The organism is Mycobacterium sp. NGS24 (assembly GCF_059813065.1).
Map to the genome: position 1 here is coordinate 121,138 of NZ_JCALDW010000006.1, position 13,524 is coordinate 134,661.

Sequence of the window (13,524 nt, forward strand, 5' to 3'; positions counted from 1 at the left end):
CTAGCGCAGCTGCTCGAGGATCGACACAACCGTTGCCCGCGGCAAGGCCGCCGGGAACGCCGGAAGCACCCGATCGACCGCGCCCTGGCAGCGCACGCGCAGCGCGGCGGCCAGTTCGCCGACGGGTGCAACCACGGCGAAAGCAGCCAGCATGTCGTCATCGATCAGCGTGCCCATCGCGTCCCATTCGCCCTGCCGCGACAGCCGGTGCAGTTCGGTGTGCAGATCGGCCCAGCCGTGCAGATCGAGCACGTTGCGGTAGGCCGGTGTGGAACCGTAGAACGCGAGCTGCTTTCTGACTCCCGTAGCGGCGTCGGATATTTCGGCCTCGGTGCGGCCGGTCACGACGAACACCGGACAGGACACGGCGACGTCACTCCGGTCGCGCCCGGCCCGGTGGAGCCCGTTGTTCAACGCCGGCAAGGTCACCTCGTCCAGATAGCGACGGGTGGTGAATGCATGGGCGATCACCCCGTCGGCGACCTCCCCGCACATCTCCGTCATCGCGGCACCGACAGCAGCCACGAACACCTGTGGCAGCGCACAGGTCAACGGTTCGGGGGTGAACATCGGCGTCATGATCTTGTGCGTGTAGAAGTCGCCCTCGAAACGCAGCCGGCCGCCACCCTGCCAACAGTTCCAAATGGCGCGCAACGCCATGACGAACTCGCGCATCCTGGCCACCGGCCGGCTCCACGGCATACTGAACCGCTTCTCGATGTGTGGCCGGACCTGGGTGCCGAGGCCAAGGACGAACCGGCCTGCCGAGAAGGACTGCAGGTCCCACGCGACGTTGGCGACCGTCATCGGGCTGCGCGCGAACGCCACCGCAATGCTGGTGCCCAGTTGAATTGTCGAGGTGTGTTCGGCGGCCAACAGCATGGGCAGGAACGGGTCGTGATTGATCTCCCCGGTCCAACCGCCGTCGTAGCCGCGGCTTTCCAATTCGGTCGCAGCCGAGGGTACGCGCGTCAGCTCCATGGGAATGCCCCCATCGATCTTGATCGCGCCACCGGCCGCGGCGATCATCGCCGCAGACGCCTACAGCCCATGAACGTGGACGGTACTGTAAATGATTCGGTAGGGTCAACCGGGTGGGCGAGCTGCATGCGGCATTGTTGGGTGGGTGGCGACTGGAATCGTTCGTCTCCCGCGACGAAGAAACCGGCGAACTGCGACATCCGTTCGGCGAGCACCCGTGCGGGCTCATCCTCTACACCACCGACGGGCACATGTCCGCACAGCTGACGCCGGGCCCGGGTGCCGAATTCGTCTCTTACGGTGGACGATTCCACGTCGACGAGCAGGCGTCGACGGTGACCCACGAGGTCGTCATCGCGACCATGCCGGAGTTGTTGGAACAGCCTCAACTTCGGCACGCCCGCATCGACGGCGACCGGTTGACGCTGTCGGTGAGCCAGCGCTCGGCCCGGGGCAGGGCCATCCACAGCACCCTGGTCTGGCGTCGCGATCCCGGACCTTAGTCCAGCACCCGCACCGGCACATTGCTCCAGCCGGCGACGTTCTGCATGTTGACCCGTCGGCACCCCGACCAGTCGACTTCGTAGCGCGGCATGAAGTCCAGCATCCGGTCCAGCGCGATCACGCTTTCCAGCCGGGCCAGGGCCGCACCCAGGCAGCTGTGAATTCCGTAGCCGAGACCCAGATTCTGCGCCTGAGTGCGGTCACGGTCCAGGTCGAAGGTGTCCGCGTCGGTCCAGGCCGCCGGATCCCGGTTGGCCGACGCCCCGACCAGAAACACCGGTTTGCCGGCGGGAATCGTCACCCCGTGCAACGTCACATCGCGCATCGAGTGGCGCACGTTGTACTGCGATGGCGCCTCGTAACGCAGCAGTTCCTCGACCGCCAGCGGAATCTTGCTGCGGTCGTCCAACAGCTTCTGCCACTGATCCGGGTTGCGCGCGAACACCACTGCGGCGTTACCCAGCAACTTGGTCACCGTCTCTGCGCCGGCACCACCCAATAACGTTGCGAATTCGGTGATCTCGAGGTTGCTCAGCGGCGTCACCGCACCGTCGTCACGCTCGATCTGCGACTGGATCAGCTTACTCAACAGGTCGTCGGCCAGGTTCTCGCGGCGCGCTTTGATCATCCGGTAGTAGTAGATGGACATGTCGATGGCCGATTTGATGCCGGCCTCGCTCGCTTCGACCTGGCCTGGTTCGCGGTGCAGCAGGTCGTCGATCCAGAGCCGGATCTGTTGCCGGTCCGGTTCGGGCACACCTTGCAACGTCGTCATCACGTCCACCGGGAACAGTGCCGAGAAGTCCTGGACGAAGTCGAAACCGTTCCGGTTCACCGCGGCGAGATGCTTATCGATGGACTGGGTCACCAACGGACGGAATGCCTGGATGGCGCGTGGGGTGAAGACTTTGTTCAGCAGGCCGCGCATCCGGCGATGGGCCGGCGGATCCATCGCGATGATCGATCCGTGCTCGGCCACCTGACCGGTGCGCACCTGCGCCAGGTCGACCCCGTAGGCTGACGAATACGTCTGGTAGTCCTTGAACGCCGCCGCCACATCCGCGTGGCGGGTCAACGCGTAGAAGTCGTACTCGGCGCTGTAATAGACGGGCGCTTCCGCACGCATCCGCCGATAGATGTCGTAGGGATTGGTGAAGAAGTCTTCGGAGAACGGGTCGAACACCACCGTCGCCGTCGTCATGAACCCGCCCCCTGACTGGACTGCGCCTTCTTGATACGGCGACGAGTCCTGTTGCGCGCCAACCACAACTGCCCGTCGGCATACCTCTTCATCGACCTGCGGAACGGTGGCGCCGCGCTGCTAGTGATGCTGAACGGCAGATCCGAACCGACCACCGTGCGGTAGTGGGTGAAGGTGTCGAAACCGGCTGTGCCGTGGTAGGCCCCCATGCCGCTGCGGCCGCCTCCCCCGAACGGTGCCGCCGAGGGAATCATCTGGGATCGGGTTCCGAAGTCGGCACTCATCGCCCCGACGAACGCGTCGGTGTTGTCCGGGACCAACGCCATCAAGCGGTCGATGCGGTGCTTGCCCACGGGCGACCCCTTCTTGGTTGGCTACGCTTTCGGAACGATCAACGGTAACGGTTACAGTAGTATAGACAAGTCTGTCGTCACAGCGTTCCCTCCGATCGCGGCAGGAAGGGTGTTTGGGTAGTGCACGAGGTAGCCATCATCGGGGTTGGCCTGCACCCGTTCGGCCGGTTCGAGGGCAAGTCCGCGATGCAGATGGGTGTCGACGCCATCTTCGCCGCAATGGCCGACGCCGGTGTGCAGTGGGCCGATATTCAAGCCGCCACCGGTGGCAGCTGGACGGTGGCCAATCCGGACGCGATCGTCGGAATGGTCGGGCTGTCCGGGATACCGTTCACCAACGTTTTCAACGCGTGCGCCACCGCGGCCAGCGCCGCGAAGGCCTGTGCGGACGGAATTCGGTTAGGCGACTACGAGATTGGCCTCGCGGTCGGACTGGACAAGCACCCCAGGGGTGCGTTCACCGAGGATCCCGCGCTGGTCGGGATGCCGCGCTGGTACGCCGAGAACGGTCAGTACCTCACCACCCAGTTCTTCGGCATGAAAGCTAACCGCTACCTGCACGAACACGCCATCTCCCAGCGCACCCTGGCCAGGGTGGCCGCCAAGAACTTCCGCAACGGTGCGCTGAATCCGAATGCGTTCCGGCGCAAGCCGATCCTGGAGGACGACATCCTCAACTCGGCGATGCTGAACTATCCGTTGACCCAGTACATGTTCTGCGCGCCGGACGAGGGCGCCGCCGCGGTGGTGATGTGCCGCGCGGACATCGCCCACCGCTACACCGACAAGCCGGTGTACCTCAAGGCGGTCGAGGTTCGCACCCGCAAGTACGGTGCCTATGAGGTGAACACCACCTGCGCGCCGGTGCAGGAGGACGTTTCGCCGACGGTCTACGCGGCGCGCGCCGCGTTCGAGAAGGCGGGCGTGAGCCCGGCTGACGTGGACGTGATTCAGCTGCAGGACACCGACGCCGGTGCGGAGATCATCCATCTGGCCGAGTGCGGTTTCTGCGCCGACGGAGAGCAGGAGAAGCTGCTGGCCGACGGAGCCACCGAGATCGGCGGGCCGATGCCGGTCAACACCGACGGGGGCCTGATCGCCAACGGTGAACCGATCGGGGCCTCGGGGCTGCGCCAGATCCACGAGATCGTTCGCCAGTTACGCGGACAGGCGGGCGATCGTCAGGTTCCCGGCGATCCCAAGGTGGGCTTCGCCCAGTTGTACGGAGCGCCGGGCACCGCCGCCGCGAGCGTGCTCACCACGTAAGCCGTCCGCGCGGGCCGTCCGCGAGCCGCAAAGGTCAGGCGGGCACCAACACCGGCCGGCGCTCCCGGCCCTGCACCATGTTGGCCGCGGCGACCGCCACACAGATCGAGGCGGGGACGAGCAGCGCACACCCGCCGAGTTGAGCACCGATCAGGATCCCGGCGATACCACCGGACAGGAACAGCAACAGCGTCACGGTGAGGGTCACGATCTTCCACTTGTCGATGCCGTCCTGACGGCTGCGACCCAGCATCAGCCCGAGATCGGTGACGGTGCCGGTGAAGTGAGTGGTGCGGATGGCCATGCCGCGGAAGCTGGAGGTCAGCCCGTTCTGCAGGCCGAGGGCCGCTGCGGCCAGCAACGCTTGCACGGCAGTTTTCTCAAAACCCAGTCCGACCAGGTGCACCTTCACCGCATTGATTTGCAGTGCGTCCGAGCCAGGGGTGTCGGACGGAAACGCCGCCGCGGCGAGTAGCAGCAACACCGCCTGCGCCGACAGGATCAGGGCATGCCGGCTGGCCAGCGGGGCCCGAACCGATGCCAACAGCGCACCGGCGACGGCCGCCCCCACCAGGAAGCCCAGCAGGATGGCGGTCAGCACGTGGCTCTCGTATCGCCACGGGTGGGCGGTGTCCATGCCGAGCTGGGTGGTGACCCCGGTGAGGTTGCCAACCGGCACCGCCAGCACCAGCAGCGCCACCGCATTCACCGAACCCGCGTTGAACGCCAGCAATCCGCTGTAGGCGAGTACCCGGCCCCGAGGGTGCATCCAATCGAATCGACGCGGCCGAACTTCGGGGAAGCCGTTGAGGGTCATTCGTGATTTCTCCAGGTCTGCTCGGCCGAGATGCTGTGTGCGTTGACCCCATGTTGGTCGGGCGGCTTTGGAGGATTCTCAACGAATTCTTGGCATCGACGGGGGCCGCCGCGGGGTGTGAATCAGTGCGCCGGCGGGAACCGGAAGATATGGCCCGATCCGACACCGACGATGCGCCGAGCGCCGAACGCAAACGGGCGCTCGATCCCGACGATCCGAGCAAGCCGCAATCGCCGGACGACCTGACCAAGGCCTCGTGGCTGTTCGTGCTGCGTAAGACCGGGTACGAGTTCCGCAAAGACCAATGCCTGGATCTGGCGGCCGCACTCACCTACTACGCCGTGTTGTCGGTTTTTCCGGCGTTACTGGTGATGGTCTCGCTGCTCGGCGTCTTCGGTGAGGGACGCCGCACCACCGACGCGTTGCTCGAGGTGGTCGCGGGCCTGGCCCCCGCGTCGGCGGTCGACATGCTGCGTCAACCCATCGCGCAGGTGGTCGACAACCCGTCCGCCGGTTTCGCGCTGATCATCAGCGCACTCGCGGCGCTGTGGTCGGCGTCGGGATATGTCGGTGCGTTCGGTCGGGCGATGAACCGCGTGTACGAGATCGCCGAGGGGCGCCCGGTGTGGAAGTTGCGGCCGCTGCAGTTGGTACTGACGTTGGCGGGCCTGGTGCTGGCCGCGGCGGTGGCCGTCATGCTCGTGGTCAGCGGGCCGGTCACCGAGGCGGTGGGCAACGCGACCGGGTTGGGAAGTGCCGCGCAGACCGCCTGGGCCGTCCTGAAATGGCCGGCGATGCTGGCGATCGTGACGCTGGTGGTCGCGATCCTCTACTACGCGACACCCAATGTGCAGCAACCGAAGTTTCGCTGGCTCAGCATCGGCGCGGGGGTCGCGATCGTGGTGTGGTCCGCCGCTTCCGTCGGATTCGGTTGCTACGTAAGCCGTTTCGGCAGCTACGACCGGACCTATGGCGCGCTGGGCGGCGTCATCGTGTTCCTGCTCTGGCTGTGGATCACCAACCTGGCGCTGTTGTTCGGCGCCGAACTCGACGCCGAACTGGAGCGGGGCCGGCAACTGCAGGCCGGCATCGCCGCCGAGCGCGAACTGCAGTTGCCACCGCGCGACACCCGCGTCGTCGAAAAGAACGAGGCCGCCGAGGAAAAGGACATCAAACGCGGCCGGTGGTTACGCCGTACCCGGGGCAGACGCGACTGAGCCCTACTCAGTCGGCATCCGACCCATCGACTAGCGTCGGGAACATGGCTGAAATCTCCGGAAACGACCGAATCGATGACGTCTCCCCCGGCGATCTCATTGCGCTCGTGCGCGCTACGGGTGAGCAGACGTGCAAAGTGGTGTTCAAGGACGCCACCGATGAGGGATACGTCGTCACGCTCGAGGGCGACAGCGGTGAAACCTTCCAGCTCGAACTGGCGGCGGGCACCACGGTCAAGAGATCGCTGGCCGCGAAGTGGGAGTCTCCGCAGAGTCCGACCTCGCACGCCTGAGGGACCTCAGGACACCTTGGTGGCCGGCGGCGAATAGTTCGGCTTGCCGAGTCCCAGCACGTGCTGGGCGATCATGTTGCGGAACACCTCCAACGTGCCGCCGTAGATCCCGGCCAGCGGGGCGAATCGGTAGAGATATTCGGACGTCCCGTTGTCGGCGGCGCCGTCGGTCTCGATCGGCAGTACCGAGGCGGGACCGGCGATGTCCATCAGATCGGTTCCGATGTCACGCATGGTCTGCGCCTGCGCGACCCGGCCGAAGATACCCGGTGTCGACAGCGCCGCTTCCAGCCGGGCTGCGCTGCGCCCGAGCCGGAAGGCCACCGATCCGTCGTCCACCCGGCGGGACCCGTCCGGTCCCGGTTGGCCTACCCGGGCCGCGACAGCGTCGACCGCGGCGGACATGAACCCGCTCTGGTGCGCCATGATCGCGACGTCCTGCAGCCCGTCCGGCGCCGCCGACACCGCTCCGTGCTCGGCATCCAACGGTCCGCGCAACACGGTCCAGCCGCCGTTGACCTCACCGAGCAGGTATTTGTCGTCGACCCGGACATCGCTGTAGTACACGATGTTGGTCCGGTCTCCGTCGACGGTGCGGATGCCCTGGATTTCAATGCCCGGCAGGTCGAGCGGCACCAGAAACATGGTCAGGCTCTTGTGTTTCCGCGCGTCCGGGTCGGTATTGGTGATCAGGAACACGTACTGGCAGTTGTGCGCGCCGGTGGTGAACATCTTGGACCCGTTAATGACCCATTGATCGCCGTCCCGCACCGCGCGCGTCTTGCACGTGGCGACGTCGGATCCGCCTTCGGGTTCGGTGTAGCCCAGGCACATCCGCACTTCTCCGCTGAAGACCTTGGGCATCACCTCTTCGACGAGTTCGGGTTTTCCGAACGCCGCGACTGCCCGCGCCACCATCGCGGTGGTCCCCCACGTCACCCACGGCGTATGCACCCGGCGCTTCTCCAGCTCCCAGATGCGTCGCCGCACCCGGCTGAAGCCACCCTGGGTAGACGGCGTCCACTCCTTTTCCAGGTAACCGGCGGCTCCGATCGCCAGGTGGACGCCTTCGTCGAAGTTGTCACCAGTGTCGCGGTCGCGGCGGCGAACCTCGTCGGTGACATGCTCGGCGAGAAAGTTACGCACCTCGGCCAGGAATGCTTTGTCGTCGTCGTCCAGTTCGACCAATGCGAAATCCATTGTTCTAGGCGCTCTCTCGCTCAGCGACGAGCACACCGACATGCTTGGCCGCCAAGCCGGGATCGCCACCGGCCAGCGCCCAGCCCCTTGCCCGGACCAGATACGCTGTTGCCGCGGCCTCGACGGAGACCCCGAGCCCGCCCTGGATGTGTACCGCCATGGTCGCCGCCTTGGGCGCCTCCTCAGCCATGAACACGAACGCGCACCCGGGCAGTTCCGGACGCACCTCGGGCTCGTTGTCCAGGTACCAGGCGGCCCGCCGGGCCAGGTTGCGGCCACCCTGCACGACGATCGCCATGTTGGCCAGTGGATGGGAGATGGCCTGCAGCGTCGAGATCGGCACGCCGAGCGTGTAGCGCGACTTGGCGAATTCCGCGGCGATCGTCATGGTCTGCTCGATCAGGCCGGTCAGGGCCGCGGCGGTCAACACCCGCCACTCGTCGACCGCGCGCCGGTAGGCTGCGACCGCCTCCGGGCCCGAACCCAGTACCGTGCGCGAATCGGCCGCACCGGGGTCCACCCAGGCCATCGGCAACTGTCCCAGGTTGGGCACCCGCGCGGGCCGGGTGGCGAATTCGAGTAGCACCACCTCGTCCCCGTCGGCGACTACCAGCGCGTCGGCGATAGCCGCAGAGGCGATAAGTCGTTGCCCTGCAACGGTTTCCGACGTCACGTCCAGCCCGATGATCCGGCTGCCCTCGACGGCATCACCCTCGACCGCGCCGAGGCGTTCGGCTAGCCGCACGGCACAGACGTGGTCGATCCAGGGCACCGGCGCCAGCGCCCGGCCCAGTTCCTCGGCGACCAGCGCGAGGTCCACCAGCGTCGCACCGTCCCCACCGGCGTCCTCCCCCACCGCCATCGACGTGGCACCCATGGCGCACAACCGCTCCCATAGGCTTCTTTCGAACCCGGTTTCCTGTGCGGCCCAGACTGTTTCAATCGGGCAGTGGGTGTCCAGCAACTGCCGGTAGGCGGCCTGTAGCGCCTTATGGTCGTCGGTCAGGCTGTAGTCAACCCGGCGCAGTTCATAGCGGTCCATCGGCACTCCTGAAAAAGAACTCGTTGGCGTTGTTGTAGAGGTAGTTGTCCAGCACATCCGCGGGAAGGTCGAGGGCGTTGGCCTCCGGCACCACCCGGTGCTGACGCAGCACCGGCCAGTCGGAGGCGAAGATGACCTTGTCCCGTCCCCGGGTGCGCATGAAGTGGATAAGGCTGTCCGGCAACCGCTTCGGGGACCAGGCCGACGTCATTAGCCGCAAGTTGCGATACTTGATCAACATCCGGATCGCCACGTCCCACCAGGGATCGGCACCGTGGATCATGCACAGCTTCAATTCCGGGAACCGCACGCACACCCGGTCCAGGTGGATCGGGTTCTGCACCTCGCCGGGGATCGGCGGGCCCGGTAGGCCCGTGTTGACGCACAACGGCAACTCGATCTCGGCGCATTTGGCGTACAGCGGATAGTAGACCGCGTCGCTGGGCGGGTACTGGCCGTCGGCCCAGAAGCTCGGTCCCACAACGGTGTAGGCGACCGGAAGGTCCGCCACCGTCGCGGTCAGCTCCCGCAATGACGCCACCGGGCGCAGCAGGTTGACCCCGCCCAAGGCCAGTGCGAACCGGTCCGGGCGGTCTGCGGCGAACTTGCGGGCGGTAATCGAGGGCTTGGCGAGGTTGTCCATCAAGATCGCCTTGCGCACCCCGTGCTCGTCCATCTCGTCGAGTAGTTCGGCGAGATCCACCGGGTCGAACATCGACGCGGGTCCCTTGAAGTAGTCGTCGCGGACCCGCTTCATGAATTCCGGCTGCTTCTCGGTCTCACCGAAGTGCACGTTGACCAGGCAGTCGATGACTCGGCGGGCGTTTGATGACGTCACTGGCCGGTCCTCGCGGTCTGTGCGGCTTCGCTCTTGGCCCACCGGTAGTCGGCTTTGCCGTTGCCCAGCCGACGCACCTTGTCCACCGCGACGAACGCCTTGGGCACCTTGAACCGGGCCAGCTCCGCCGCGCAGTGCGCACGCAACGCATCGCTGTCTGGCTGGGCATCCGCCCGCAACTCGACCAGGGCCACCACTTCCTGGCCCCACCGTTCGCTGTCCCGCCCCACCACCAGTGCATCGGCGACAGCAGCGTGCGCGCGCAGCACCTCCTCGACCTCTTCGACGAACACCTTCTCGCCACCGGTGTTGACCACCAACGAATCCCGGCCGAACAGGCGCAGCGTGCCGTCGGCGTCCACCGATGCACGGTCCCCCGAGATGACCACCCGCTGCCCGTTCACCACCGGGAATGTCTTGGTGGTCGCGGCCTCGTCGTCGAAGTAGCCCAACGGAATACGACCGCTGCGGGCCACCCAGCCGATCTGCGAGTCGCCCGGGTCCAGGAATCGGCGGTAGTCCTCCGAGAGCACCAGACCACCGGGGCGGATGGCGAAGGTGTCGGCCTGGGTGCCCGACCGGCTGTGCCCGTAACCCATGTTGCCCGTCTCCGAAGAACCGTAGCCGTTGATAATCGTGATGTGCGGCAAGTACTTCAGCAGCGCCTGCTGATGTTTGACATTGGTGGCCGCCCCGCCGGTGCCGATGGCGAACAGAGCGGACAGGTCGTAGTCGCGGCGGCCCAGTTCGTCGACCAGGGGTGCGGCGTAGGCATCGCCCACCATAGTCATCAGGCCGACCTTCTCCCGCTCGGCGGTCTCGAGCACCGTTGCCGGGTCGAACTTCTGGCGGGTGTCATACAGCACGACGGTCTGCCCGTTCAGCACCGCCGAGAACGCCGTCCACAATCCGGCGGCGTGCATCAGCGGCGACACCGCGAACCACGGCGCGCCGGCGTTCTGTACCCGCTGGCGGATCTCGGTGACGTCCGCGTGGTCGGCGCCGTTCATCGAGGCCACGTACATGTCGGCCTGTCGCCACAACACACCCTTGGGTCGCCCCGTGGTGCCGCCGGTGCAGATCATCAGCAGGTCGTCCGGTGACGGCGTATTGGAATGATCGCAATCGCCTTGTGCCACGGCATCTTCCAGCGTGACGGCAGCGGCCAGCTCGGAGCCGTCGCTACCGTCGTCGACCGAGATCAACAGATCGATCCCTGCCAGCACATCGGCGAACTTCGCACCCAGCGCGCGGTGGTAGATCACACCCCGCGGCTTGACGTAGTCAAGCAGGTCGGCGACTTCGCGCGGGGTGTAGTAGTGATTGACGTTGACCGGCACCACCCGCGCCTTCAGACAGGCGATCACCATGTCGGGGTACAGGTCGTTGTGCATGATCAATGCCACCCGGTCCTGTCCGCACTCCCAGTTGCCCAGCGCGTCACGCTCGGCATGAGCGCCGAAACCGTTGTCCGCCAGATAGTTAGCGAGACGACGGGTGCGCTCCGCGGATTGCGCGAAGGTGCTGCGGCGGGAGCCACAGATCGTCATCAACCGGTCCGGCACGGCCTCGGCGACCGCATCGAGCACCGCTCCGATCGTCCATTCGCTCATCAGGCGTGTTACACCGACGCCGGGACGTTCGCGTTCAGCAAGTCAAGTGCGTTGTCGCGCATGACTTTGCGGGTGTCCTCTGCACTGAACTCCGGGAACTGCGGGATGTCGGCGGTGAAGGCCATCGGGTCGGCCAGCCCCTCCCCGTGCGGCCAGTCCGAGCCGAACAGGATCTTGTCCACACCGATCGTCTCGGCGAGCAGTTTGACGTCGTCCTCGTAGTACGGTGCGATCCAGACGTTGTTGCGCAGTTGCTCCACCGGGTCTTCCTTGAAGTGGTACGGCGCGGTGTTGGCAGCCTTCTTCAGGCGCTTGATCAGCCGGTAGACGAAGTACGAACCGTTCTCGATGCTGGCGACCTTCAACTTGGGATGACGGGTGAAGACCTGGTGCACAATCATCGACGCCATCGTGTCGTGGATCGCCCGATCGTCGAGCAGCACCTGATCCAACGGGTCCTTCTTGCCGAAACCCTCGAAAGTGGCCTTGCCGCCCCACAGCGCATTGATCGCCAGGTAGCCGCTGTCGCTGAGGTGGAACCCGACCGGGACGCCCGCTTCGGCGAGCCGCGCCCACACCGGATCGTGCAGCGGATCCCCCAGTGAGCGGGGCTTGACCAGGCCGGGCACCGGAGCGGGCCGGACCAGCACCATCCTGGCGCCCTTACCGAGTACGAAATCGACTTCCTCGACCGCCTTTTCGGGATCGGCCAGCGAGATGATCGGCGCCGAGATGATCCGGTGATCGGGCCGGTCGAAACCCCAGTCGTCGTCCAGCCACAGGTTGAAGGCCCGCACCGATGCCATCGTTGCCGGGATGTCGTGTTTGAGGGCCTCCTCCACCCCACACGCGAAAGTCGGCAGCATGAACACGGTTTCGAGGTTCTGGTTGTCCATCACCTTGATCCGGGCGTCCCGGTTCTGGTACTCGGGATGGTTGGCCATCCGATCCACCTTCATCAACGAGGCGGGGTCGACGCCCTCGGGGATTTCGCCACGGAACAACAGATCCAGGCAGCCCGGTTCGATGATCGGATCGAAGGTCGGGTTCGGGATGAACTGGTTGATCCGCTCGCCGATCACCGCCCAGGTGCGCTTGCCGTCGCTGAGCATCTGCACACCGCGGCGCTTGAATTCCTTGGGCAGGTAGCGGGTGAACGAGTCGATCGGCTCGTAGTAGTGATTGTCGACGTCAATCGCCTGGTAGTCCAACGTGCTCATCGTCGACGTCCTCCCTTGTCCTCGAAGTCATTGGTTCCCCTCATGTGTCGCCACCTTCGGGGACCTCCTGGGGCGACGGCAGCGACGGGAAGTTCGGTGCGCGCTTTTCGAAGAACGCGGTGATGCCCTCGATGAAGTCGGGGCGTGTCATGGACTCGTGCATCAGCTGCTCGGCTCTGTTGCTGGTCTCGACGATGGGCAGGCCCGCGTCGGCGTAGAGCTGCTGTTTCATCGCGGCCAGCGAACTGGGCGCGCAATTGCGGGCCATGTCTTCGGCGTAGGCCAGCGCGCGGTCCAGCAACTGCTCGCCGGCCACCACCTCCTTGACCAGTCCGAGCTCGGCCGCTTCCTCGGCGAGGAAGGTCCGGCCGGACAGCAGCAGGTCGGTGGCCGCACCCCAGCCGACCAGTCGCGGCAGAATCCAGGAGATGCCGTACTCGGCGACCAGCCCGCGGCGCGCGAACGCCGTGGTGAACTTCGCACCCGCGGCGGCGAAACGGACGTCGGCCATCAGGGCCAGCGACAGTCCGATGCCGGCAACCGACCCGTTGATCGCCGCGATCACCGGCTTGCGCAGCTGGGTGAGGAAATACGGGTGTTTCTCGGCGACCAACGCACTGATATCGGTCTTACTCGCGGAGCCGACCGTCGTCGACGAGATCGAATCGAGGCCACCCATGTCCGCCCCGGCGCAGAACGCCCGCCCGTTGCCGGTCAGCACGATGACCCGAACGGCCGGGTCGGCTTCCGCGGCTTCGAAGTAGCGGTAGAACATCGACATCATCGGCTGGCCCCAGGCGTTCATCCGCTTCGGCTGGTTGAGCGTGATGACGGCTACGCCGGCAGCGGAGATCCGGTAGAGCACCGCCTCGCTCGACGCGGTCGGCCGCTCCGCGACCACGCTGCCGTCGGTGCTCATTCGGAGCCATCCCTTCATCGTCTGCCGGCCGCCCGAGGATGACCGAGTAGTACATACTGT

13 protein-coding genes and 1 pseudogene are annotated in these 13,524 nt (G+C 65.9%); 4 read left to right on the top strand and 10 right to left on the bottom strand.

What is annotated here, in order from left to right; genetic code table 11:
- Positions 1 to 1,029, bottom strand: coding sequence for an LLM class F420-dependent oxidoreductase (locus AC5Y6Y_RS10875; RefSeq protein WP_499930018.1), 1,029 nt, complete (start codon positions 1,027 to 1,029; stop codon positions 1 to 3).
- A 65-nt stretch (positions 1,030 to 1,094) separates the two neighbouring features.
- On the opposite strand from AC5Y6Y_RS10875, the gene AC5Y6Y_RS10880 reads away from it, so the two are divergent.
- Positions 1,095 to 1,484 carry a lipocalin-like domain-containing protein gene (locus AC5Y6Y_RS10880; protein WP_463826546.1) on the top strand — a complete coding sequence of 130 codons (390 nt, stop codon included), beginning with the start codon at positions 1,095 to 1,097 and terminating at the stop codon, positions 1,482 to 1,484.
- Here AC5Y6Y_RS10880 and AC5Y6Y_RS10885 read toward each other — a convergent pair.
- Together AC5Y6Y_RS10885 and AC5Y6Y_RS10890 are read right to left on the bottom strand one after the other, a co-directional pair.
- Positions 1,481 to 2,686: a cytochrome P450 gene (locus tag AC5Y6Y_RS10885; protein ID WP_499926715.1), complete on the bottom strand. Its 1,206-nt coding sequence runs from the start codon at positions 2,684 to 2,686 to the stop codon at positions 1,481 to 1,483. The genes AC5Y6Y_RS10880 and AC5Y6Y_RS10885 overlap by 4 nt on opposite strands.
- Positions 2,683 to 2,976: pseudogene (locus AC5Y6Y_RS10890) on the bottom strand (coniferyl aldehyde dehydrogenase); the annotation flags it as partial. The pseudogene AC5Y6Y_RS10890 and the gene AC5Y6Y_RS10885, both read right to left, overlap by 4 nt.
- A 183-nt stretch (positions 2,977 to 3,159) precedes the next feature.
- Here AC5Y6Y_RS10890 and AC5Y6Y_RS10895 point away from each other — a divergent pair.
- Positions 3,160 to 4,305, top strand: a complete 1,146-nt coding sequence (locus AC5Y6Y_RS10895) for a thiolase family protein (protein WP_499930020.1) — start codon at positions 3,160 to 3,162, stop codon at positions 4,303 to 4,305.
- A gap of 34 nt (positions 4,306 to 4,339) precedes the next feature.
- On the opposite strand, the gene AC5Y6Y_RS10900 is transcribed toward AC5Y6Y_RS10895, so the two are convergent.
- Positions 4,340 to 5,122 (bottom strand): DUF1275 family protein, encoded by a 783-nt coding sequence (locus tag AC5Y6Y_RS10900; RefSeq protein WP_499930022.1) that lies wholly within the window; start codon positions 5,120 to 5,122, stop codon positions 4,340 to 4,342.
- 149 nt (positions 5,123 to 5,271) lie between these two features.
- On the opposite strand from AC5Y6Y_RS10900, the gene AC5Y6Y_RS10905 reads away from it, so the two are divergent.
- Together AC5Y6Y_RS10905 and AC5Y6Y_RS10910 are read left to right on the top strand one after the other, a co-directional pair.
- Positions 5,272 to 6,339, top strand: coding sequence for a YihY/virulence factor BrkB family protein (locus AC5Y6Y_RS10905; RefSeq protein ID WP_499926711.1), 1,068 nt, complete (start codon positions 5,272 to 5,274; stop codon positions 6,337 to 6,339).
- Positions 6,340 to 6,383: 44 nt separating this feature from the next.
- Positions 6,384 to 6,632, top strand: a complete 249-nt coding sequence (locus AC5Y6Y_RS10910; protein WP_463826551.1) for a hypothetical protein — start codon at positions 6,384 to 6,386, stop codon at positions 6,630 to 6,632.
- Positions 6,633 to 6,638: 6 nt separating this feature from the next.
- On the opposite strand, the gene AC5Y6Y_RS10915 is transcribed toward AC5Y6Y_RS10910, so the two are convergent.
- The 6 genes from AC5Y6Y_RS10915 to AC5Y6Y_RS10940 all read right to left on the bottom strand — a co-directional run bounded on the left by AC5Y6Y_RS10915 (position 6,639) and on the right by AC5Y6Y_RS10940 (position 13,464).
- Positions 6,639 to 7,832 (bottom strand): acyl-CoA dehydrogenase family protein, encoded by a 1,194-nt coding sequence (locus AC5Y6Y_RS10915; protein ID WP_463826552.1) that lies wholly within the window; start codon positions 7,830 to 7,832, stop codon positions 6,639 to 6,641.
- 4 nt (positions 7,833 to 7,836) lie between these two features.
- A complete protein-coding gene (locus AC5Y6Y_RS10920) occupies positions 7,837 to 8,874 on the bottom strand; it encodes an acyl-CoA dehydrogenase family protein (protein ID WP_499930024.1) in 1,038 nt (345 codons plus the stop codon).
- Positions 8,861 to 9,631 carry an amidohydrolase family protein gene (locus AC5Y6Y_RS10925; RefSeq protein ID WP_499930084.1) on the bottom strand — a complete coding sequence of 257 codons (771 nt, stop codon included), beginning with the start codon at positions 9,629 to 9,631 and terminating at the stop codon, positions 8,861 to 8,863. Before AC5Y6Y_RS10925 ends, AC5Y6Y_RS10920 begins: the two co-directional genes overlap by 14 nt.
- Positions 9,632 to 9,708: 77 nt before the next feature.
- Positions 9,709 to 11,325, bottom strand: coding sequence for an acyl-CoA synthetase (locus AC5Y6Y_RS10930; RefSeq protein WP_463826554.1), 1,617 nt, complete (start codon positions 11,323 to 11,325; stop codon positions 9,709 to 9,711).
- An 8-nt stretch (positions 11,326 to 11,333) separates the two neighbouring features.
- On the bottom strand, positions 11,334 to 12,545 hold the full coding sequence (locus AC5Y6Y_RS10935; RefSeq protein ID WP_463826555.1) for an amidohydrolase family protein: 1,212 nt from the start codon (positions 12,543 to 12,545) through the stop codon (positions 11,334 to 11,336).
- A 40-nt stretch (positions 12,546 to 12,585) separates the two neighbouring features.
- Positions 12,586 to 13,464, bottom strand: a complete 879-nt coding sequence (locus tag AC5Y6Y_RS10940; RefSeq protein ID WP_499930026.1) for an enoyl-CoA hydratase — start codon at positions 13,462 to 13,464, stop codon at positions 12,586 to 12,588.
- Between the last annotated feature and the right edge of the window lie 60 nt (positions 13,465 to 13,524).

Bases quoted from the DNA above. Each gene is read 5' to 3' on its own strand.
- AC5Y6Y_RS10875 (WP_499930018.1), bottom strand. From the start codon at position 1,029: ATGATCGCCGCGGCCGGTGGCGCGATCAAGATCGATGGGGGCATTCCC.
- AC5Y6Y_RS10885 (WP_499926715.1), bottom strand. From the start codon at position 2,686: ATGACGACGGCGACGGTGGTGTTCGACCCGTTCTCCGAAGACTTCTTC.
- AC5Y6Y_RS10900 (WP_499930022.1), bottom strand. From the start codon at position 5,122: ATGACCCTCAACGGCTTCCCCGAAGTTCGGCCGCGTCGATTCGATTGG.
- AC5Y6Y_RS10905 (WP_499926711.1), top strand. From the start codon at position 5,272: ATGGCCCGATCCGACACCGACGATGCGCCGAGCGCCGAACGCAAACGG.
- AC5Y6Y_RS10910 (WP_463826551.1), top strand. From the start codon at position 6,384: ATGGCTGAAATCTCCGGAAACGACCGAATCGATGACGTCTCCCCCGGC.
- AC5Y6Y_RS10915 (WP_463826552.1), bottom strand. From the start codon at position 7,832: ATGGATTTCGCATTGGTCGAACTGGACGACGACGACAAAGCATTCCTG.
- AC5Y6Y_RS10920 (WP_499930024.1), bottom strand. From the start codon at position 8,874: ATGGACCGCTATGAACTGCGCCGGGTTGACTACAGCCTGACCGACGAC.
- AC5Y6Y_RS10925 (WP_499930084.1), bottom strand. From the start codon at position 9,631: ATGAAGCGGGTCCGCGACGACTACTTCAAGGGACCCGCGTCGATGTTC.
- AC5Y6Y_RS10930 (WP_463826554.1), bottom strand. From the start codon at position 11,325: ATGAGCGAATGGACGATCGGAGCGGTGCTCGATGCGGTCGCCGAGGCC.
- AC5Y6Y_RS10935 (WP_463826555.1), bottom strand. From the start codon at position 12,545: ATGAGCACGTTGGACTACCAGGCGATTGACGTCGACAATCACTACTAC.
- AC5Y6Y_RS10940 (WP_499930026.1), bottom strand. From the start codon at position 13,464: ATGAGCACCGACGGCAGCGTGGTCGCGGAGCGGCCGACCGCGTCGAGC.